This is a genomic window from Bradyrhizobium sp. Kon37, assembly GCF_055807535.1.
Genome location: NZ_JBVVOY010000008.1, coordinates 103,076 through 123,714, shown reverse-complemented (window position 1 = coordinate 123,714; position 20,639 = coordinate 103,076). Strand labels below are relative to the sequence as shown.

Annotated in this window: 20 protein-coding genes; 13 read left to right on the top strand and 7 right to left on the bottom strand. The window is 65.0% G+C overall.

All coding sequences use genetic code 11. The annotated features are described in order from the left end of the window. Positions 1-8 precede the first annotated feature (8 nt). A complete protein-coding gene (locus AC0L3J_RS17935; RefSeq protein ID WP_473347938.1) occupies positions 9-698 on the top strand; it encodes a class I SAM-dependent methyltransferase in 690 nt (229 codons plus the stop codon). Positions 699-816: 118 nt separating this feature from the next. After that, entirely contained in the window at positions 817-1,476 is a 660-nt protein-coding gene (locus AC0L3J_RS17930) for a hypothetical protein (RefSeq protein WP_473347937.1), read from the top strand. 292 nt (positions 1,477-1,768) lie between these two features. Here AC0L3J_RS17930 and AC0L3J_RS17925 read toward each other — a convergent pair whose 3' ends face one another. Continuing rightward, a complete protein-coding gene (locus AC0L3J_RS17925) occupies positions 1,769-3,433 on the bottom strand; it encodes an aminotransferase class III-fold pyridoxal phosphate-dependent enzyme (protein WP_473347936.1) in 1,665 nt (554 codons plus the stop codon). A 35-nt stretch (positions 3,434-3,468) separates the two neighbouring features. Between AC0L3J_RS17925 and asd the strand changes: the two genes are divergently transcribed. Then, entirely contained in the window at positions 3,469-4,332 is an 864-nt protein-coding gene (gene asd / locus AC0L3J_RS17920) for an archaetidylserine decarboxylase (protein WP_473347935.1), read from the top strand. Between the two features lie 67 nt (positions 4,333-4,399). Further along, the gene (locus AC0L3J_RS17915; protein WP_473347934.1) at positions 4,400-4,963 is read left to right on the top strand and encodes an NUDIX hydrolase; all 564 of its coding nucleotides are present in this window, start codon (positions 4,400-4,402) and stop codon (positions 4,961-4,963) included. A gap of 192 nt (positions 4,964-5,155) precedes the next feature. Here AC0L3J_RS17915 and AC0L3J_RS17910 read toward each other — a convergent pair whose 3' ends face one another. Next, positions 5,156-6,607, bottom strand: coding sequence for a FecR family protein (locus AC0L3J_RS17910; RefSeq protein ID WP_473348029.1), 1,452 nt, complete (start codon positions 6,605-6,607; stop codon positions 5,156-5,158). A 272-nt stretch (positions 6,608-6,879) separates the two neighbouring features. After that, a complete protein-coding gene (locus AC0L3J_RS17905) occupies positions 6,880-7,674 on the bottom strand; it encodes a DUF2147 domain-containing protein (RefSeq protein ID WP_473347933.1) in 795 nt (264 codons plus the stop codon). Between the two features lie 195 nt (positions 7,675-7,869). Here AC0L3J_RS17905 and AC0L3J_RS17900 point away from each other — a divergent pair, with 195 nt between their 5' ends. Beyond that, the gene (locus AC0L3J_RS17900) at positions 7,870-8,718 is read left to right on the top strand and encodes a DUF2147 domain-containing protein (RefSeq protein WP_473347932.1); all 849 of its coding nucleotides are present in this window, start codon (positions 7,870-7,872) and stop codon (positions 8,716-8,718) included. A gap of 31 nt (positions 8,719-8,749) precedes the next feature. Here the strand turns inward: AC0L3J_RS17900 and AC0L3J_RS17895 are convergent, their stop codons facing one another. After that, on the bottom strand, positions 8,750-8,986 hold the full coding sequence (locus AC0L3J_RS17895; protein WP_473347931.1) for a hypothetical protein: 237 nt from the start codon (positions 8,984-8,986) through the stop codon (positions 8,750-8,752). 39 nt (positions 8,987-9,025) lie between these two features. On the opposite strand from AC0L3J_RS17895, the gene AC0L3J_RS17890 reads away from it, so the two are divergent. From AC0L3J_RS17890 to AC0L3J_RS17880, 3 genes are all read left to right on the top strand, one after another. Next, positions 9,026-10,216 (top strand): extensin-like domain-containing protein, encoded by a 1,191-nt coding sequence (locus AC0L3J_RS17890; protein WP_247358615.1) that lies wholly within the window; start codon positions 9,026-9,028, stop codon positions 10,214-10,216. 46 nt (positions 10,217-10,262) lie between these two features. Continuing rightward, positions 10,263-10,433: a helix-turn-helix domain-containing protein gene (locus AC0L3J_RS17885; protein WP_473348028.1), complete on the top strand. Its 171-nt coding sequence runs from the start codon at positions 10,263-10,265 to the stop codon at positions 10,431-10,433. A gap of 250 nt (positions 10,434-10,683) precedes the next feature. Further along, on the top strand, positions 10,684-11,232 hold the full coding sequence (locus AC0L3J_RS17880; RefSeq protein ID WP_473347930.1) for an NUDIX hydrolase: 549 nt from the start codon (positions 10,684-10,686) through the stop codon (positions 11,230-11,232). Between the two features lie 110 nt (positions 11,233-11,342). Here AC0L3J_RS17880 and AC0L3J_RS17875 read toward each other — a convergent pair whose 3' ends face one another. Then, positions 11,343-11,678: a DUF6665 family protein gene (locus AC0L3J_RS17875; RefSeq protein WP_473347929.1), complete on the bottom strand. Its 336-nt coding sequence runs from the start codon at positions 11,676-11,678 to the stop codon at positions 11,343-11,345. Between the two features lie 150 nt (positions 11,679-11,828). Continuing rightward, positions 11,829-12,464 carry a TetR/AcrR family transcriptional regulator gene (locus AC0L3J_RS17870; RefSeq protein WP_247401820.1) on the bottom strand — a complete coding sequence of 212 codons (636 nt, stop codon included), beginning with the start codon at positions 12,462-12,464 and terminating at the stop codon, positions 11,829-11,831. Between the two features lie 196 nt (positions 12,465-12,660). Between AC0L3J_RS17870 and AC0L3J_RS17865 the strand changes: the two genes are divergently transcribed. From AC0L3J_RS17865 to AC0L3J_RS17850, 4 genes are all read left to right on the top strand, one after another. Next, a complete protein-coding gene (locus AC0L3J_RS17865; RefSeq protein WP_473347928.1) occupies positions 12,661-13,980 on the top strand; it encodes an HlyD family secretion protein in 1,320 nt (439 codons plus the stop codon). A gap of 25 nt (positions 13,981-14,005) precedes the next feature. After that, positions 14,006-15,592, top strand: a complete 1,587-nt coding sequence (locus AC0L3J_RS17860) for a DHA2 family efflux MFS transporter permease subunit (protein ID WP_473262939.1) — start codon at positions 14,006-14,008, stop codon at positions 15,590-15,592. A gap of 469 nt (positions 15,593-16,061) precedes the next feature. Then, a complete protein-coding gene (locus tag AC0L3J_RS17855) occupies positions 16,062-17,861 on the top strand; it encodes an ABC transporter ATP-binding protein (protein WP_473347927.1) in 1,800 nt (599 codons plus the stop codon). 57 nt (positions 17,862-17,918) lie between these two features. After that, the gene (locus AC0L3J_RS17850; protein WP_473347926.1) at positions 17,919-19,325 is read left to right on the top strand and encodes an MATE family efflux transporter; all 1,407 of its coding nucleotides are present in this window, start codon (positions 17,919-17,921) and stop codon (positions 19,323-19,325) included. Between the two features lie 72 nt (positions 19,326-19,397). On the opposite strand, the gene AC0L3J_RS17845 is transcribed toward AC0L3J_RS17850, so the two are convergent. Beyond that, entirely contained in the window at positions 19,398-20,141 is a 744-nt protein-coding gene (locus AC0L3J_RS17845) for a sulfite exporter TauE/SafE family protein (RefSeq protein ID WP_007600830.1), read from the bottom strand. Positions 20,142-20,371: 230 nt separating this feature from the next. Here AC0L3J_RS17845 and AC0L3J_RS17840 point away from each other — a divergent pair, with 230 nt between their 5' ends. Then, positions 20,372-20,632, top strand: a complete 261-nt coding sequence (locus AC0L3J_RS17840) for a hypothetical protein (protein WP_473347925.1) — start codon at positions 20,372-20,374, stop codon at positions 20,630-20,632. The last annotated feature ends 7 nt before the right edge of the window (positions 20,633-20,639 follow it).

The window sequence follows — 20,639 nt, the reverse complement described above, 5'->3', positions numbered from 1 at the left end:
CCTCATCGATGGCTAAGATCATGAACCTTGACGGCACCCAGCAGCTCGATCTCACCCGTGGCACGGTCGAGCAGGCCTATGATCGCTGGGCACCCGTCTACGACCTCGTGTTCGGCGGCGTGTTCGCCAAGGGCCGGCAGGCCGCGATCGCGGCCACCAACAAGATCGGCGGCCGGGTGCTCGAGGTCGGCGTCGGCACCGGCATCTCGCTGCCGCTCTACGCACCGCATCTGCGCATCTTCGGCACCGACATCTCGGAGGCGATGCTCGACAAGGCGCGCCAGCGCGTTGCCGAGGGCGGCTTGAAGAATGTCGAGGGCCTGGCGGTGATGGATGCCGAGAAGCTCGAATTTCCCGACAACTCCTTCGACGTCGTGATGGCGCAATATGTCGTCACCGCCGTGCCGAATCCGGAAGTCGCGCTCGACGAATTCGCCCGCGTACTGCGCCCGGGCGGCGAGCTGATCATCCTGACCCGCGTCAGCGCGGACGCCGGCATGCGTCGCTTCATCGAGCAGAAGTTGCAGCCGGTGGTGCGTCCGCTCGGCTTCCGCACCGCCGAGTTCGCCTGGTCGCGTTACGCCAAATGGCTGGCCGGTGCCGACGGCATCGAACTCGCCGAGCGCCGCCTGATCCCGCCGCTCGGTCATTTCTCGCTGGTGCGCTTCCGCAAGCTTGACGTCGCCAAGGCGGCGTGAGCCGCCGTTCGCGTGCGTCACCGCGTCGCTGCACATCGTCACATGACAAAATGATGATGTCACACGGCCTACATCGAATCTCTGTAAATCCTGAACCCGAAAGCATTTGGGGGAGAGCATGATCAAGAACTATCTCGAGCAGCTGCGGATCCAGCGCTGGGACGACCATCGCTACTATCACCACAGCCGCATCAATCAGAGCCTGCACTTCGTCAGCGCGCTGAGCTTCCTGTTCGCCTATGTCTGGCTGTTCGTCGATCCCATGATCTCGGCGCTGGTCGGCTGGCTGGTCTCGATGACCTCGCGCCAGGCCGGTCACTTCTTCTTCGAGCCGCACGGCTACGACCAGATCAACCAGGCGACGCACGAGCACAAGGAAGAAATCAAGGTCGGCTACAATCTTCAGCGCAAGGTGGTGCTGATGTCGATCTGGGCGCTGTCCCCGGTGGTCCTGTTGGTCGATCCCACGTCGTTCGGACTGTTCACGCCCTGGGTTGGCGCGACCGACTTCATGCGGCAGGTCGCCAAGATCTGGCTCGTGGTCGGCGGCGGCGGTCTGATGTTCCGGACGGTGCACCTGTTCTTCATCCGCGACGTCGAGACCGGCCTCGTCTGGATGACGAAGATCCTGACCGACCCCTTCCACGATTTGATGCTCTACCGCAACGCGCCGCTGGCGCTGATGCGCGGCGAGCTGATGGACCCCGGCCTGCACCTCAAGCCCGAGCATACGTTGGGCCTCATCGGCGAGCCCACGCTCGAAGAGCAGCACGCCTGAGCGCGCTTTTCTCACAAGATACTCCGATGTCGATTGGCTACGTCATGCCCGGGCTCGTCCCGGGCATCCACGTGTTGGGAGCCGCGAACGCGGTGCTTCCTTCACCTCTCCCCGCGTGCGGGGAGTGGTCGGATTTGCGTGTCACGCAAATCCGGGTGAGGGGGGCTCTCCGCGAGTCCAGCTCTCACCTTGATTGCGGAGGCAGCCCCTCTCCTCTCCCTCTCCCCGCGAAGAGCGGGGAGAGGGAGAGGAGAGGCTGTGCCCCGGACTGACCGTGGTGGAAGGAAGAACCTCAGCGCCCGAAGCGCTTGGCGAGCATCTCTTTCAGGATCTGCCGCTTGATGGTCTTGTTGGTCAGCACGCCATCGTGCCACCAGAAGCCGTCGGCCTTCATCTTCTCGGCGGCGCGGACGAAGCGCTCGGCGACTTCGGTGAAGTCGGCGTCGGTGTAGTTGAGGCTGAAGATCAGCCGTCCGGTGCCGACCCAGCTCAGCGCCAGGCCCTCGGCGCGCAGATAATATTGCAGCATCCAGTTGTAGCGGGACGGGGTGGTGTATTTCACGGTCCAGATCGAGGAGAAGTTGGCGAACCGCACCGGCAGGTCCGCGCCCTCCATCATCTGGTTGAGCTTCTGCGCGCGGCCGTTCCAGGTGGCGTCCAGTCCGTCATAGATGGCGCGGAAGTTCGGGCTGGCCAGGCGACTCAAGAACTCGTCCATCGCCGTCATGACATAGGGATGCGAGTTGAAGGTGCCGCGGGCGAAGCAGATGTCGGCGGGGCGGTCGTCGTTGAAGCGGCGCATCAGCTCCTTCTTGCCGCAGACGACGCCGACCGGCAGGCCGCCGGCCAGACTCTTGCCGTAGGTCACCATGTCGGCCTTGATGCCAAAGTATTCCTGGGCGCCGCCGGCAGCGAGACGAAAGCCGACGAAGACCTCGTCGAAGATCAGCACGATGCCGCGCTCCGTGCAGACGTCGCGCAGCTTCTTCAGCCATTCGGTGTAGGCCGCGCGATCGAAACTGCCGCCGCGGGAGGAATCGACCAGCGAGGAATCGCCGGGCGCATTGCCGTTCGGATGCAGCCCCTGCAGCGGGTTGACCAGCACGCAGGCGATGTCCTTGCGCGTCCGCAGCACGTGCAGCGTCTTCTCCGACATCTCGGCGAGGGTGTAGGTCTCGTGCGCGGGAATCGGATTGCCGACGCCGGGCTGCACGTCGCCCCACCAGCCGTGATAGGCGCCGGCGAAGCGGACGAGATGGGTGCGCCTGGTGTGGTAGCGCGCGAGCCGCACCGCCTGCATCACGGCCTCGGTGCCGGACATGTGGAAGGACACTTCGTCGAGGCCCGATATCTGGCACAGCCGCGCCACGTTCTCGAGGATGACGGGATGGTAGGGGCCGAGCACCGGTCCGAGCGCGTGCGCGCGCTTCTCGGAGCCCTCGATGCACTCCTTGTAGAAGTCGTTGCCGAAGATGTTGACGCCGTAGGACCCGGTGAGATCGTAGGAAATGTTGCCGTCGACATCCGTGACGGTGACGCCGCGCGAGGACTCCACGAAGGTCGAGGTGCCCAAATGCTCGCGAACGAGACGCGAGAACTGGAACGGCACGCGGTAGGTTTCGGTGAAGTGCAGGTCGGAGATCTTTTCCGCCGCTTCCTTCGTCATCGCGCGGCCCTTGGGGTAGCGCTCGGCGTAGAGGCTTGCGAGACGGAAGAAGCCGTCCTTGCGCTGCGTTGCGACGTTCGCCGGCGCGCCGTCGCAGGCGAAGTACGCATCGCCTTCGAATTCGTAGAACGGAAGCAGCTTGGCCACGCGGCGGGACATCTTGGAATGTCCGGCGAGCGAGCGGTGCTTGGCGCGGGACAATTCGATCCGCGCCTTGATTTTCGGGAAGGCGGCGGCAGCGGACGCTGCGGCGGCCACGGACAAAGAAAGAATCGGGAGTGTCGTTTCCATGACAACAAGCGCTAATACTGCGAGCTGACAGATTCATGACAGTCAAAGCCCTCATCGCCTCTTTCACCCAGCAGGAAGACCTCAACTTCCTGTTGACCAACCGCATCCCTCGCGCCGCGCTGACCCGCTTCATGGGCTGGTTCTCGAAGATCGAGAACCCGCTGGTGCGGGACGGCTCCATCGCGCTGTGGAAGCTGTTCTCCGACCTGGATCTCACGGAGGCGCGCAAGACCCATTTCAGGAGTCTGCACGACTGCTTCACCCGGGAGCTCAAGCCCGGCCTGCGACCCTTTGATCCGGACCCCTCCATCGTCGCCAGCCCGTCCGACGGCATCGTCGGCGCCCATGGCCGGATCGCCGACACCGAGCTGTTCCAGGTCAAGGGCGCGCCGTACTCGCTGCTCGATCTGCTCGGCGATTCCGCGCTGGTCGACCAGCACCGCGACGGCTCCTTCGTCACGCTGCGGCTGACCTCGAGCATGTATCACCGCTTCCACGCGCCCTTTGACGCGCATATTGAGCGCGTCACGCTGATCCATGGCGATGTCTGGAACGTCAACCCGATCGCGCTGAAGCGGGTCGAGCGTCTGTTTTGCAAGAACGAGCGCGCGGTGATCCGCACGCATCTGCCAACCGGCGAAGCCGTGACGCTGGTACCGGTCGCCGCGATCCTGGTCGCAAGCATCCGTCTGCATTTCCTCGACATGGTGCTGAATGCGCAGACCAGGGGGCCGGTCAATTTTCCCTGCGACGTCAACGTGAGCAAGGGCGAGGAGCTTGGCTGGTTCGAGCATGGCTCGACCATCATCATCCTCGCTCCCGGCGATTTCACCTTCTGCGACGGCATCGCCGAAGGCACGCGCATCCGGGCGGGTCAAGCGCTGCTGAGAAAAAACTAGCCTTCAATCCGGCGCCTCGGCCGCCTATATCGTTCGTGGGGACGTTTCTACGACGACGGATTGGGTGATGGCACGGGCGCCGGTCATGGCGGCGGGTGGTATTGTGCTGCGGCGAGGTGCGCCGCCGCTGATTGCCGTCGTGCGCCAGCGCAAGCGCAACGAATGGGTCTTGCCCAAGGGCAAGCTCGACGACGGCGAAACGCCGAGAGAAGCCGCGCATCGCGAGGTGCTGGAAGAGACCGGCCACGACGTCGCCATCCACGAATTTCTGGGCACGCTCGTCTACCAGTCCGGTGGCCGCTCCAAGGTCGTGCATTTCTGGCGCATGGAGGCCGGGGGCGGTCCCGTCCGCAAGCTGATGAACGACATCAAGGCCGTCGACTGGCTGACGCTGGAAGACGCGCTCGCGCGCCTGTCGCGCGAGGACGAGCGCGTATTCCTGACCCAGGTTGGCCCGGTCGCGCTCGCGGCGGCGGGGCTTGCATCCTCGCCTGCGCCCGAGCCGACGCTGGCAACCGACGATGTCGATGCAGCTTTGCAGACACTGAGACCAGCTGAAGCGGCCTCGGTGGGCGAGCTCCGGCACGGTCTGTTGCAGAAGATGAAAGCCTGGCTGCGCGGCGAGGAGTGAGTTTAGCAACATCGCCGTCGAGCCGCGCTGACAGTTCCCCTCTCCCCTTGTGGGAGAGGGTGGCTCGCCGCGAAGCGGCGAGACGGGTGAGGGGTTCTATCGGCGCGCGAATCTGTTGCAGTTGAGTTCGCTGAAGCGACCCCTCATCCGGCGCTTCGCGCCACCTTCTCCCACAAGGGGAGAAGGAAGAAGTCACCGCCGCTCCTTCTCCTTCGGAGCCGGCGCTGGCCTTCGCGGCGCCGCGGGGCGTTGCGCGGCGGGGAGGCGCTGCTGGAATCCGCCCGGGCGTTGCAGGCCCGGCTGTTGAGCGGCGGGCGGCTGGCCGGGTTGCATGCCGGTGCGCGGAAGTTGCGGCTGCGGACCGGGCTGCTGCTGCGTTCCGCCCGGCTGCGGCGGCGCGACTCCGCCGGGCTGCGCCGGGATCTGTCCACCGCGCTGCGGCCGGGTTTGCGGGGTGCCGTCAGGCTGCGTGCCTTGACCGGCGCGCGGCGGGCCTGCCGGACGTCCCGCGCCTTGCTTCTGGCCTTGTTGCTGCTGACCCTGACCCGCGCGCGGCGTACCGGGCTGCACGGCGCCGCCTTGGCCCTGCCGCTGCGGCGGCTGGCTGCCTTGGCGACCCGGCGCGCCCGGCTGTTGCTGGCCTGGACGGTTGTTCTGGCCGGGTTGACCGTTCGGCCGCTGCGGCTGTTGCGGCTGTTGTCCTGGCGCCGTGTTCGGCCGCAATTGTTGCTGTTGCGGCGGTTGGAACGGTCGCGGAATGCGCGGGCTCGCGGCCGGATTGGCGCGGCGGAAGTCGCGTTGCTCGGTGACGATCTGCCGGCCCGTGGTTTGCGCCAGATGCACCTGGCTGACGAAGCCGCGGTCGCGTGCGATCTGCTGTGGTGCGATCGTGATCGGCACCGCGGCAAAGCGCATGACGCCTGCCGCGGCTGCGCCCGGCCGGATCGCAAAACCGCTCGCGCCTTGCGTCAGTGCGCCGAGCCGCGTCCCGCTCGTGCGGTCGTCGACGTCGATGTGTCCGACCCGGCCGTCGGCGTCGGGATAGAGCTTGATGTTGACGTTGTTGGCTTTGTTCGCGGCCGCGCCTTCCGGCACGTCCACGACGCCCGTGGTGCCGCGGATGCCGAGCGTCGCCGTCGGCGTCGTGATCTTCATGTCGCCGGTCTTTGCCACCGCCGCCGCGACGAAGGCGACCGTGCCCTTGCCGATGTCGAAGATTCCTGCGTTGTGCTTGCCGCCGTCCTCGTAGACGTAAGTATCGATAGTGATCTTCGTGCCGGCGGAGAGATTGAACGTGGTCGCGTCGTCAAAGGTGATGCCGAGCGAGGAGTTCGACGAAGTCTGCACGACGTCGTTGAGATAGATGTCGTCGCGCACCCGCAGCGGATAGGAATTTTTGTCGCGGATCACGGTCGCGATGCCCGTCACCGTCGCGACATTGCCGATCGGCTCGACGGCGGCGGGCTGCGCCTCCGTCGCGGGAGCGGGTGAAGCCGATGGCGTCGGCGAGGGGGCGGGCGACGGCTGCGCTTGTGGCTGTGCCTGCGCAAGCTCGATCGCATCGGATGCGAACGCAACGCTCGCGCCGGCCGGCGGCAACGCCAGCAGCACAAGCGCGAACAAGAAGCGGCGCCAGGCCACGATAAAATTCACGAGGAGGTCCCGGTGAGAAACGCGAGGTGAGATCGACCGATATCATCCTGATACAGGTGAACGGCGGATGAATGTCTATCGCACGGGGGCGGTGAAGGTTCAAACGGACCGCGATGCTAGCTTGTGGCCAAGCCTCCCCACCGTCATGGCCGGGCTTGTCCCGGCCATCCACGCCTTGAAGCGCGGGACTAAGAACGTGGATGCCCGGGACAAGCCCGGGCATGACAAAGAATGTGCATGTGTTGGAGACGGCACCTGGTGCTTCAGCTCACGCGCTTCCAGGTCTGGCCGCCGCAGAACATGCCGCCGAAGGCGCAACCCTGCACGCGCATCGCATTCGGGCCCTTCATCGCGATCGTCGAGTCGTAGTTGCGGCCGGAGTCGGGATCGTGGATGCGGCCGCTCCACTTCGCGCCGTCGGGCTTCATGTTGATCAGGATGCGCTCGTTGGTCTTTGCGGCGTAGCCGCAGAGATTGACGCCGCACTGTTCGACGCGGACATTGCCCTTGTTCTCTTCGGTCGCCCAGACGCCGATCGGTGTGTTGGCGGCCAGTGCAGGCGCGGCGATGACGGGAGCCGGAGCGGGGGCCGGCACAACCGCGACCGGCGCGGGCGCAGCAGCGGGAGCGGGAGCCGCAACGGGCGCGGTCTGCGTCGTGGCGTCGTAGCCGACGGACGGAGCAGCGGCAACCGTTGTGCTCGGCGCCGCGATAGCCGGCGCTGCCGGCGCGGTCGCCTGCACCGGGGCCTGCTGCACGGGCTGCTGCTGCACCGGAGCCGGAGCCGGCGCCGGCTGCGCGGTCGTGGCCGGAGCCGGCGTGGTGTCGATGTCATCGTCTTTGGAACCAAGCCCCTTGAGGTTGATGTTGTTCAGTTTGATCGGCTTGTCCGACAAGCCCGGCGCCACGATGGTCACGCAATTGAGCGAGGCGCAGTTGCGCGGCGTCTCGATGCGGATGTTCTGGCCTTCGATCTGGAACGAGATCGCATTGCCGGCATGCGCGGCGGCGGTGGACGCGAGGAAGAGGGCAGTGGCGGCGATGGTGAGCTTGTTCATGACAACCTCCGAAGAATGTGTGGGTCCCGATGGGACTGAAGTCGCTGGTGGATGAAACGTGGTTCGACCCTACGCCTGGCGGGCCGGACGTTCTGTGATGGACGTCACAACGGCTCGCCGCCGCTGGGTGAGGCAGCGCACATTCAGCCGCGATTCCATCTGTGTAACGTCGTCGCCACACAGAGGGAGGCGCCGATGATGCGGCTTGTGACTTCGCTTGGCACATTGATCGCGTTGCTGGCGATTGCGCCCGCAGCCGAGGCCGGGTCCTACGCGTTCTCGATCGGCGGTCATCGATTCCAGGTCGAGTCGCCCAGGAATTGCCGATCGGCTTCCTGTGTCTCGGTTTCCTCCCATCGCAGCTTTCGGCCGGAGGTCGATACGACACCGGCGCCGACGCCGGTGCTACCGCCGCCGCAGCCGCTCTATCCCGTGGCTCCGGTCAGGCCGGCGCCAGCCATTGCGGTCGCGCCTCCACTGGCGCCGGCGGCTCCTGTCCTTGCTTCGACGACGTCGCAGCCAATTGTCCTGCTGCAGGCGCCAAGCTCCAATCCGCCACGGGTGGTGCTATCGCCGATGGATCCGCCGAAGACCGTCGCGCTCGATCCGCCGCGCATGGAGGCGCCGGTCGTCGCGCCGCGGCCGGAGCTCGAGCAGGCCGTGACCAACCCTGAGCGCAGCGACGACGAACTCGCCTACTTGCCGCTCGGCGAATGGGAGAGCGCAGGCGCCAAGGGCACGGTTCGCATCGAACGCTGCGGTCCTGCACTGTGCGGCTTCGCGCTGACCGAAGCATCGACCAGGGGCGAGAGCGTGCTCGTCAACATGAAACCGAAAACGCACGACGTCTGGACCGGCAACATCTACAGCCGCTCCAGCGGCAGCACCTATTATGCGACGATGACGCTGAAGAGCTCCGGCAAGCTCCACGTCGAAGCCTGCGCACTGGGCCACTTCTGGTGTTCCGGCAACGACTGGACGCGAGCCGAAGAGCGGCCGGAGAGGCTGATCACGACGTCGCGGCAGGGGAGCGCGCGGTCGTAAGGGACGCGTTCGATAGCTCCGACTGAAGCCGCTAGATCATGCCGAGCACGATGGCACCGACAAAGGCCATGGCGAGGTACGCGGTGATAACGCTCAGTCTCCCGGCGAACGTCATGAGGTCGCTCCCGCTGCTCGCGCCGCCCTGCGCGAGAGCGTCATGGTTAACAGAAAGTCTCTTTCCGAAAAAGTCAGCCTTGCTGTCGCTCGTCACCGGCAGAGGCGGCTGCTGGCGCGAGCTAACATGGTTAAAGAACACTGAAATCAACACGTTGAAGAGTCTTTAAGTAAATTCACCGAACGTGCGTGCATGACGCGCGGAGTTCGTTTGTATCTCGTCGGCTCCATCGTCCTTGTTTCGTTAGCGGGTTGCGGACGCGGCGTCTTCCAGGCCGAACGTGAACCGTGGCGGGCCGAGGCCGAAGCCGCATGCCTGAAATCGGGCGCGGTGAAAGAAGGGCCGGATCTCGTTCGCATCGACCCGATCTCCGGGCCGGGCATGTGCGGCGCGGAGTTTCCGCTCAAGGTCGCCGCCCTCGGCGAAGGCTCGAGCAGCTACGGCTTTGCCGATGAGGATTTGCGACCGCCCGGGAGCATCGGCAACCAGCCGCGCTGGCCGGTGACGCAGCCACGATCCAATTACCCGCAGAGCCAGAACTATCCGCAACGCTCAAACTATCCCGAGAGCGCGGTGCGGCAGCCGTCCGGCTATGGCGCCTCGCCTGGTCCGATGCCATTGAATGCGCCCGGCGTGGCGCAGCAGGAGGACGAGATCGACCTGCCGCCCGAGGGTACCGATGCCGCGGGCGCGTCGCGCTACATGAATGCGCCGAGCTATCCAGCGCGACCGGCGCCGTACTCGCAGGCGCCCGCGCAGCAGCCGCCGCCGCGTCTAGGTCCGGCACGGGGCGATCCCGTCACCGCCGTCGGCCCTGTCGCGATCAAGCCGGTTGCGACGCTGGCCTGTCCGATCGTCTCCGAGCTCGACCGTTGGCTCGCCGACACTGTGCAGCCCTCGGCGATGCGCTGGTTCGGCACCCGCGTCGCGGAGATCAAGCAGATCTCCGCCTATTCCTGCCGCGGCATGAACGGCAATTCGCATGCCCATATTTCCGAGCACGCCTTCGGCAATGCGCTCGACATCGCCGCCTTCGTGCTCGCCGACGGCCGCCGCGTCACCGTGAAGGATGGCTGGCGCGGCATGCCGGAAGAGCAGGGGTTCCTGCGCGACGTGCAGTCGGGCGCCTGCGTGCATTTTACCACGGTGCTGGCGCCGGGCTCGAACGTCTATCATTACGATCACATCCACGTCGATCTGATGCGTCGCGCCAGCCGCCGCCTGATCTGCCAGCCCGCCGCCGTCTCCGGCGAAGAGGTCGCCGCGCGCGCGGGCGGGCGCAATCCCTATGCGAATGCGCGCGATCCCTCCGTGACCGGCTCGCTGGGGACGCGCAAGAGCATGGCGCGGAAACACGAAGAGGACGAGTACGCCGACGACTGAGGATTGCGCGTGATGCGAGAACGCGGCCCAGGACGAGAGTGGCCCGATCTCGCTCGGCCGCATCACGCAGGCCAATCTCGCGCGCATGATCGGCGCCACGCGCCAGTCGATCAGCCTGATCCTCAGCCGCCTCCAGGACGACGGCATCATCTGGACCGGCCCAACCAAGATGGTCGTCAACGATCTCGCTGCGTTACGGAAGCAGGTGACCGACTAGGTCGTGTACTCATTAAGGTCAGCTACCGGCGCAAGACGGAAGTCTCCCGCGTTGAGCATGATGGGCAGCCTTCCCACTTCGGACATGGCGCGGCTCGCGCAATGCGCGCGAACACTCGATTGCCAGATTCACGCACGGTCTGGCTCAGGCGATTGAATCTGCTATACGCGGTGCAGGACGAATTGGAGTTGCCAGTGCCGGAACGGGCCAGTTAACCTCAAACGGCCATCTCACCAGCGAGGAAGGTCTCTTGATTCAGCCTTGGACACTACTGTCGAGCGAAATGGCCTTCGACCACCGCTGGTATAAGCTCCGGCGAGACACCGTTAAATTGCCCAATGGGCGCGTTGTTGACGACTACTTTGTCTCGCAGCGGCCTAATGTGGCTATTGCGGTCCCGCTCACAAGAGAAAACGATCTTATCCTCGTTCGGCAGTATAAGCATGGCGTGCAGGCAATCACGTTGGAATTCCCGGCCGGCACCTTTCAGTCGGAATCACCGATGACGGCAGCAGCGCGGGAGCTTGAAGAAGAGACCGGCTATTCGCCGAGCGACATGATCGACCTCGGAACTTGCTTTGACGATTCAACCAAGAATTCGAATCTAGTGCATATTTTCCTTGCGAGCGGATGTGCGCTGACAGGCAGTCAACGCCTTGACGAATTGGAAGAGGCGTCAGGAGTCGAAGTTGTATTGATGTCGCTGCAGGAAGTGATTAAAGCGCTCGAAGACGGAACAATTAAATCTATGGCGTCGGTTGCCGCGGGCTATAAGGCGCTCCGCGCAATCGGAGCATAAGCGCAAGACGGATCAGGCTTTCCAGCGGCAAAGCCGGTTATCGCTGCACCGCATATGTCCGGTTCTCGGTACCTGTTCTTCACGTATTCCGGCGCCGTCGAGAATCATTTTCAGCCCGACTTCGACGGTGCTGGGACCAGCCCCATGCACAGCTGCACCTCGGCCGGGACATTGTAGGTCCGCATGATGTGGCGGCTGTCGCGCAGGCCGGTTGCCTCACGCTGCACCACGAACATCCAGAGCGCGTGGCCGGCTTCCATCACCAGCTTGCGCCTGGCCGGCTGCATCGAGGCCGGCACCTCGGGGAGGGCATGGGCGGCGTCGAACTCGCGCAGGCGCGCCAGCGCCTGTTCGAGCGTGCGGCCCATCCGTCCGAGGGCGGAGGCCTGTTCCTGGACAATCTCGTAATGGAGGATATCGACGGGCGGGCGGAGATCACGGGACATGAGCCCAAATATAATGCTGAGACTTCTACAGGCGCAACTCAGCCGTCATTGCGAGGAGCGAAGCGACGAAGCAATCCAGAGTGTTCCCGCGGAGAGATTCTGGATTGCTTCGCTGCGCTCGCAATGACGGCGAGAGGTTATTTTGCGCGGCTACTTCGCCCGATAAGCCGCCAGGAACATCCGTGTCGCGCTGTCGACGACTTCGCTCATTCGCTCTTCGGACGGCGCAGGCGCGGCCTGGAAGACGAAGGGAAGGAACAGCGAGGCCTTGCACAGTTCCATGAACTGCGACGCCGCCAGATCGCAATCGTCGATCGCGAGATCGCCGGAGGCGACATGGGTGTTGAGATAGTCGGAGAGGCGGTTGATGGATTTGTCCAGCACGCGCGCATAATAGCGGCGGCCGAGATCGGGCATGCGCTCGGCGATCGCCATCACGGTGCGGATCGCCGATCCGCCGCCGGGCCGGCACAGCAAACGGTTGTAGGCCCGGCCGAAATCCTTCAGCGTGGTTTCAACATCGCGTGCCGGATCGAAATTGAACGCAACCTGTCCGTGCTGGAGCGCCTCCTGCTCGAGAATGGCTTCGAACAGCGCACATTTGTCGGCGAAGTAGACGTAAAGCGTGCCCTTGGAGACCTGCGCCGCGCGGGCGATCTCGCCCATGCTGGCACCGTCAAACCCGAGATCCATGAACACCTTGCGGGCCCCGTCCAGGATCTGGCGGCGTTTGGAGCTGTCCTCCTCTTGGATGACGTGCAGATGTTCGCGGCCGGCTACAACCATTGGTTCAGGGTCTCGGAAAGTTTTTGCTTCGGTCGAGGGTCATGAAACCGAAATAAAGGATTCGGGCCAGTAGGGTCTGCCCGGGAATATTATCTATATTGACCGAACCGTTCGGTCAATGATATTTGGGATCGGCGAGAGGGACCCGGCCGCACGGCGGCCGTCCCTCATCGCGCTTTTTTTTGGGGAGGCCTTCATGGCCGTAGTGAGAGACCAGGCTGCGCGCGTCCTTCGCCCGGACGCCGCGGAGACGCCGACGCCCGCGAGTGGTGACGCTGCCACCGAGACGTCTGTGGCTCTCGCCGAGCAGTTGCGCTCTCATGTGGCCGAGGAAACCAAGCGCCGCCCCAGCGAGGCGCCGGAGCAGCCCGTGACCGACAAGCCGGCCGCAGCCCCAGACGCGCCCGCCGCCGCCGGCGCGCCGAAGTCCGGCAAGCGCAAATTCGTGATGATGGGAGTGGGGCTGGTGCTGGCGCTCGCGGCCGCGAGCTATGCCGGCTATTACACGCTGGTTGGCCGCTTCTACGTCGCGACCGACGACGCCTATGTCCGCGCCAATAACACCATGCTGGGCGCGCGCGTTGCGGGCCATGTCTCCTCGATCCTCGCCGGCGACAACACGACGGTGCGCGCCGGCGACATCGTCTTCCGCATCGACGACGGCGACTACAAGATCGCGGTCGACGCCGCCGCGACCAGGATCGCGACCCAGCAGGCCACCATCGATCGCATCGGTCGCCAGGTCGCGGCGCTCGACAGCCAGGTCGCACAGGCCAAGGCGCAGCTCGTCTCCGCCGAAGCCGGTCTCAAGCGCGCCGACCTCGATTACGAGCGCCAGCAAGCGCTGAGCAACAAGGGGTTTGCCTCGCGCGCCACCTTCGAGAGCTCCGAAGCCGGACGCGACCAGGGCGCCGCCGCGGTCAAGGCTGCGCAGGCCGCCTACGACGTCGCGCTCAGCAATGTCGACGTCGCCAAGGCGCAGCAGGCCGAAGCGCAGGCGCAGCTCGCCGAGCTCAAGACCACGCTGGCCAAGGCCGAGCGCGATCTCGCCTTCACCGCGGTGCGCGCGCCGGTCGACGGCACGTTCTCGAACCGCCTCGTCAGTGCCGGCGACTTCGTCGCGGTGGGCCAGCGGCTCGGCAACGTCGTGCCGCTCGACAACGTCTATATCGACGCCAATTTCAAGGAGACCCAGCTCAAGCGCATCCGTCCCGGTCAGCCGGTGACGATCAAGGTCGACGCCTACGGCATGCGCAAGTTCTCCGGTGTCGTCGATAGCATCGCGGCGGGCTCGGGCTCGGTGTTCACGCTGCTGCCGCCTGACAACGCCACCGGCAACTTCACCAAGATCGTGCAGCGCGTGCCGGTCCGCATCCGCGTACCGAAGTCGGTCGCGAAGCAGAACCTGCTCCGCGCCGGCATGTCGGTCACTGCGACCGTCGACACCAACAAGGGCGCGGCCGACGCCGACAGCGAGGTCGATCTCGACGACGCCACCATGATCCATCCGCAGTAGCGCGCCTGCGCCGCGAGGTCAGACCATGGCGAATGCCACGACCGCTTCACCTGCCATGATGGCGGACCCCGCTTCGGAGCGCATCGCGCCGAAGCGGCTGTTCGCTTTCATCATCATGGTGTTCGGGATGTTCATGTCGATCCTGGACATCCAGATCGTCTCGGCGTCCCTGAGTGAAATCCAGGCCGGCCTGTCGGCAAGCTCCAGCGAGGTCTCCTGGGTCCAGACCGCCTATCTGATCGCCGAAGTGATCGCGATCCCGCTGTCGGGATTCTTGTCGCGCGCCTTCGGCACGCGGCTGTTGTTCGCGATCTCGGCAGCCGGCTTTACCGCATCGAGCCTGCTCTGCGGCTTTGCCACCACCATCGAGGAGATGATCCTCTGGCGCGCGCTGCAAGGCTTTCTCGGCGCCGGCATGATCCCGACGGTGTTCGCTTCGGCCTACACCGTTTTCCCGCGCACCAAATTCCACATCGTCGGTCCCATCATCGGGCTCGTCGCGACGCTGGCCCCGACCATCGGGCCGACCGTCGGCGGCTACATTACCGACCTGATGTCCTGGAACTGGCTGTTCTTCATCAACATCGTGCCCGGCATCGGCATCACCATCGGCGTGCTGGCGCTGGTCGATTTCGACGAGCCGCATTTCGAATTGCTTGATCGTTTCGACTGGTGGGGGCTGCTGTTCATGGCCGGCTTCCTGGGCACGCTGGAATACGTGCTGGAGGAAGGCCCGCAATATGAATGGATGCAGGACCCCTCGGTCGCAATCTGCGCCTGGATCTGCGGCATCTCGGCGATCGCCTTCTTCTGGCGCGTTTTCACGGCGGCCGAGCCGATCGTCAATTTGCGCACCTTTTCCAATCGCAATTTCGCGATCGGCTGCGTCCTTCAGTTCTGCATCGGCATCGGCCTCTACGGCCTCACCTACATCTATCCGCGCTACCTCGCCGAAGTGCGTGGCTACAGCGCGCTGATGATCGGCGAGACCATGTTCGTCTCAGGCATCACCATGTTCCTGGTCGCGCCGGTGGTCGGCCGTCTGATGGCGAAGTACGACATGCGCTACATGATCGCATTCGGGCTCGTCGTGTTCGCGCTCGGCTCCTACCAGATGACCTGGATCACGCGCGACTACGATTTCTACGAGCTCTTGATTCCGCAGATCCTGCGCGGCATCGGTATGATGTTCGCGATGGTGCCGACCAACAACATCGCGCTCGGCACGCTCGCGCCCGACCGGGTGAAGAACGCCTCGGGCCTCTTCAACCTGATGCGCAATCTCGGCGGCGCCGTAGGTCTCGCCGTCATCAACACCGTGCTCAACGACCGCACCGACCTGCACATCACGCGCCTGCAGGAGCGCGTGACCTGGGGCAACGCGACCGCGACCGAAACCCTGACCATGTTCATGCAGAAGTTTCAGGGGCTTGGCGATTCCACGCTGATGGCGATGAAGCAGCTGTCGCAGCTCGTGCATCGCCAGGCCGTGGTGATGGGCTTCGGCGATGCTTTCTTCATCCTGACGCTGTTCTATCTCGGCCTCACCCTGCTCGTCACGCTGTTGAAGAAGCCGGCCTCGCCGTTCGGCGCCAGCGGCGACGCGCATTAAGCCAGCCGCTCATTCGGTGTCATCGCCCGCGAAGGCGGGCGATCCAGTATTCCGAGAAGGCTGTGATAGAACCGAGGCGCCGCGGCGTACTGGACGCCCGCCTACGCGGGCATGACGGAGGAGCGCGCGGCGACGCGCACCAATTTGCAACACTCGTGCGTGATCTCGCGCGAGCCCCGTTGCAAATCACCACTGACACATCTATAAAGCGCACCTCATTCCATCGAACCGGGAGGATTTGCATGATTTCGTCGCATTCGCAGATCGCACGCCCGCGCTCGATGATGTTCTGGCTCGGTATCTGCTCGGCCTCCTAGAGGCCTCTTCCGCCAGCTTCGATTGGGCTTCCAGTCCCGATCGCTCCGCTTCCCAAGTCAAACCCAACTTCAAGTGACGCCGTCTCGGCCCTCGCGGCCGGCCTGCGTCCATCAATGGAGCCGGCCCGCGGCATAAGCGGCCGGATGATGCCATGACCGCTCTGTCAAAAAGGCCCGCGGCGATACGCGTGGTGCTGCCCTTCGTCTTCCGGCACTGGCTGAAGCAGCCGGGGCGTACCCTCGTCGTGGCCGGTGGCTTGTTGGGTGCGACCATCGCCGACCTGTTCATGCCGGTCTTCTCCGGACATCTGGTCGACGCCCTGACGCGCGGCCCATCCGATCCCGCCGCGCGTCACGCGGCGCTGATGGCACTGGGCGGTATCGTGGCGCTGGGCGCAGCCTCCATGGTGCTGCGGCTGACCGGCCTCCAGGCCATCGTGCCGTTCTCGCTGAAGATCATGTCGGAGGTCGCGCAGGAAGCCTTCATGCGCGTGCAACGGTTCTCGACCGACTGGCACGCCAACTCCTTCGCGGGATCCACGGTGCGCAAGGTGACCCGCGGCATGTGGGCGCTCGACCTGTTGAACGACACCATCTTGATGGCGCTGGCGCCGTCGCTGCTGGTGCTGATCGGGTCGATGATCCTGCTCGGCCTGCACTGGGCGTCGCTTGGCGCGGTGATCGCGTTGGGCGCGCTGGTCTATGTCACGATGACGGTGCTGTTCTCGACGCGCTACATCGCGCCGGCCGCGCGCATCTCCAATGCCTGGGACACCAAGGTCGGCGGCACGCTGGCGGATGCGCTGACCTGCAACGCGGTGGTGAAATCCTTCGGCGCGGAAGTGCGCGAGGATGCGCGGCTTGCCCGCGTCGTCAACCGCTGGCGCGTGCGCGTGCGGCGGACATGGCTGCGCTACAACTACACCAATCTGGCGCAGCTTTCGGTGCTGCTGGCCCTGCGCGCTTCCGTGATCGGCGGCGCCGTGCTGCTGTGGATCTCGGGGCGGGCCTCGCCCGGCGACGTCACCTATGTGCTGACGAGCTATTATGTCATCCATGCCTATTTGCGCGACGTCGGAATGCACATCAACAACCTGCAGCGCTCGGTCAACGACATGGAGGAGCTGGTGGCGATCCACGACGAGCCGATCGGGATTGCGGATGCGACGGACGCGCGGCCGATCGCGATCGAGCGCGGCGAGCTCGTGTTCGACGACGTCACGTTCCATTATGGCGGCCATCACGCGCCGCTCTATGACGGACTGTCAGTCACGATCCGCGCCGGCGAACGCGTCGGTCTCGTCGGCCGCTCCGGCTCCGGCAAGACCACCTTCGTCAAGCTGGTGCAGCGGCTCTACGACGTGACCGGCGGCCGCGTTCTGATCGATGGGCAAGACATCGCCATGGCCACGCAGCATTCGCTGCGCAGCCAGATCGCGATCGTGCAGCAGGACCCGATCCTGTTCCACCGCTCGCTCGCCGAGAACATCGCCTATGGACGGCCCGGCGCCAGCCTGGAGGCGATCGAGCAGGCGGCGCGGCTGGCCAACGCGCACGACTTTATCCTGCGCCTGCCCAAGGGCTACGGCACGCTGGTCGGCGAACGCGGCGTCAAGCTCTCCGGCGGCGAGCGGCAGCGCGTGGCGCTGGCGCGCGCCTTCCTGGCCGATGCGCCGGTGCTGATCCTGGACGAAGCAACCTCGAGCCTCGATTCGGAATCCGAGGCGCTGATCCAGCAGGCGATGGAGCGGCTGATGAGAGGCCGCACCTCGATCGTGATCGCGCACCGGCTGTCGACGGTGAAGAGCCTCGATCGCATCCTGGTGTTCGACCGCGGCGAGATCGTCGAGCAAGGCACCCATGCCAGGCTCGCAGCCAAGCCCGGCGGCATCTATCGCGGACTGTTCGAGCGCCAGGTGGTGGAGCTCGGACAGATCGCAGCAGCGGAATGAGTGCACGCGGACGGCGGGACGAAAGTCCCACTGTCGCGCCGCCAGAGGATGGAAGACATGAAGGACCTGACACGCGGCTCCATCGTGAGCCACATCCTGAGCATGGCGCCACCGATCGTGGTTGGCATGATCACGATCATGATCTGCCAGCTCGTCGACCTGTATTTCGTGTCGGGACTGGGCGATGCGGCAATCGCAGGCGTCGCCGCGGCCGGCAATGCCGGCTTTCTCGTCAATGCGCTGATGCAGGTGCTCGGCGTCGGCACGGTGGCACTGATGGCGCACGCGGTGGGGCGCAAGGATCGCGGCGACGCCAACCTCGTCTTCAACCAGTCGGTCCTCCTATCGGTGCTGTTCGGGCTCCTGACCCTGGGCGCGGGCTTCGTATTGTCGCGCCCATATATGCGCGCGGTCGCGGCCGATGAGGCCACGGTCGAAGCCGGCGCGATTTATCTGCTCTGGTTCATGCCGGCTTTGGCGCTGCAGTTTGCGTCGCAAGTCATGGCGTCTGCGTTGCGGGCGACGGGCATCGTGCGACCGAGCATGGTGGTTCAAGCGCTTGCAGTGGCCATCAACATCGCGCTGGCGCCGGTCCTGATCTCGGGTTGGGGCACCGGGCACGCGCTCGGTGTTGCCGGAGCGGGCCTCGCAAGCTCGATTGCCGTCTTCATCGGTGTGCTGATGCTGCTGGTGTATTTCCTGAAACTGGAACGCTATGTCGCCTTTAATCCCGCGCAATGGCGACCGCAGCTTCGAGAGTGGAAGAGGATCCTCAATGTCGGCCTGCCTGCAGGCGGCGAGTTCGCGATGGTCTTCATCATCATGGCCGTGGGCTATTACGTGCTGAGCGTTTTCGGCTCGGCGGCACAGGCCGGATTTGGCATCGGGACGCGTCTCCTCGGCCTGATGCAGATGCCGGCGCTCGCCATCGCCCTTGCCGCAGGACCGATCGCCGGCCAGAACTTCGGCGCCGGCAATGGAGCGCGCGTGAGGGAGACGTTTGTCAAGGCGGCGCTTGTCGCGACCGCCGTGATGATTGTTTTCTTGATCCCGGCGCAGCTCGTGCCTGGTCTGTTGCTTACCGGCTTCTCGAAGGATCAGGAGACGATGGCGGTTGCCTCGCTTTTCCTGCGGATCGTCTCGCTCAACATGGTGGCGCAGGGCCTGATCTTCACCTGCTCCAGCCAGTTTCAGGGGCTCGGCAACACCAAGCCGGTGTTGTTGACCTCGGCAACGCGGGTCCTCACCTATTCCCTGCCGTCGATCTGGCTCTCGACGTGGCCGGGCTTTCGGATGGAGCATGTCTGGTACCTGTCGATCGCGACGACCACGCTGCAGGCGGCCCTGAGCTTGTGGCTGCTACGGCGTGAATTCAGGAAGCGCCTTGTGGTGCTTCGGCACGAGGAGTCCCCTGAGCAGGCTGCCCCCGAGCCCGTGGCGTCTCCTGTACGCGCGCCCGCGTAGCGAGGGCTGGATCTACGTGCTTGGCGTCGGAATTGCCGGCGGCATGGCGCTCGCCGCGAAGACAATACGGAGCTAGTGCGTGCCAAGACTGTTCCAGACCAGGCCGAGGCCCGACAGGAACAACAGACCGAGCACGACATCGCCGAAATGCTTGTCGCTCAGCGCGTGATAGACGCGCGCGCCGGCCCACGCGCCGATCAGCGTGCCCGGAAATGCGACCACCGCGAGCCAGACCACCTTGAACGCGACGAGGCCCGAGGCCGTCTGCAACACCAAAGCGGTGGCGAGCACGGTGAAATTGAAGAGCTGGAAGATGCCGCGCCGCTCGTGCTTGTTCCAGCCGCGGATGTTGGCCCACAGGATCGGCAGCGGCCCCGACAATCCGGCAAGGCCACCAAGAATGCCGCCGGCGAAGCCGATCGCGCCGTCGGCAATGCGACCACCGAACGTGATGGCGAGCGGCTTCTTGTTGAGGTACAGCGCGGTCGAGAAGATCAGCAGCAGCACGCCGACGCTCAGCTTGAACACTTTGGGATCGGCAGAGGCGACCAGCATGGTGCCCAGCGGCACGCCGATCAGTCCTCCAATCAGGAACGGCCAGACCAGCGAAAGATCAAAACTTTTCCACATCGACGGCAGCGTCGAGCTCTGCGCGATCACCGAGCAGATCAGCACCAGCGGCACCGCGAGCGAGGGCGGCAGCACGTAGAGCCAGATGCCGAGCGCCATCAGCGCCGTGCCGAATCCGGCAAGGCCCGAGACGAAGCCCCCGGCCAGTGCGCCGAGCAGCAGCAGCGCGTAGGTGAGTATTTCCAACAGATTGTCCCTGTCGCCTGGGCGATCCCGAACTGTTGATCGCCATCGCTCGCATAGCACAGCTGCGGCCGTGCAGGTCAATTTCAAAACCGCACGCAAGCGTGATCCGCAGCGGCGGGCGTTCGCGAAAGACAGGCCTACATGATGCTCGTACTTCAACCTGGGGCCCGCTCGACGCCATCATGCGGTTCGATCGGCCAGACTCCCGCATGAGCATATGGAGGAGGACGATGACCCGCACGAAGATTGCCGTCGCGGCCGCGCTGGTGTCGGCGGCGGCCTTGATGCCGACAATGGCGCAGGCCCAGTTTTCCGAGCCCGCGGCCTATCAGGCTGCCCATCCGGACCGCGATGTTCTGAATGGCGGCCAGCTCACGCCAGCCGGGCGCGGGGCCCGCGGCGAGTCCGTCGCGCCGAGCGAAGCCTATGCGGCCTATCCGTCCCCCGTCGCGCCGGTCGTGCGCTCGCGGCATCGCCGCCAGCATCAATAGGCTATTG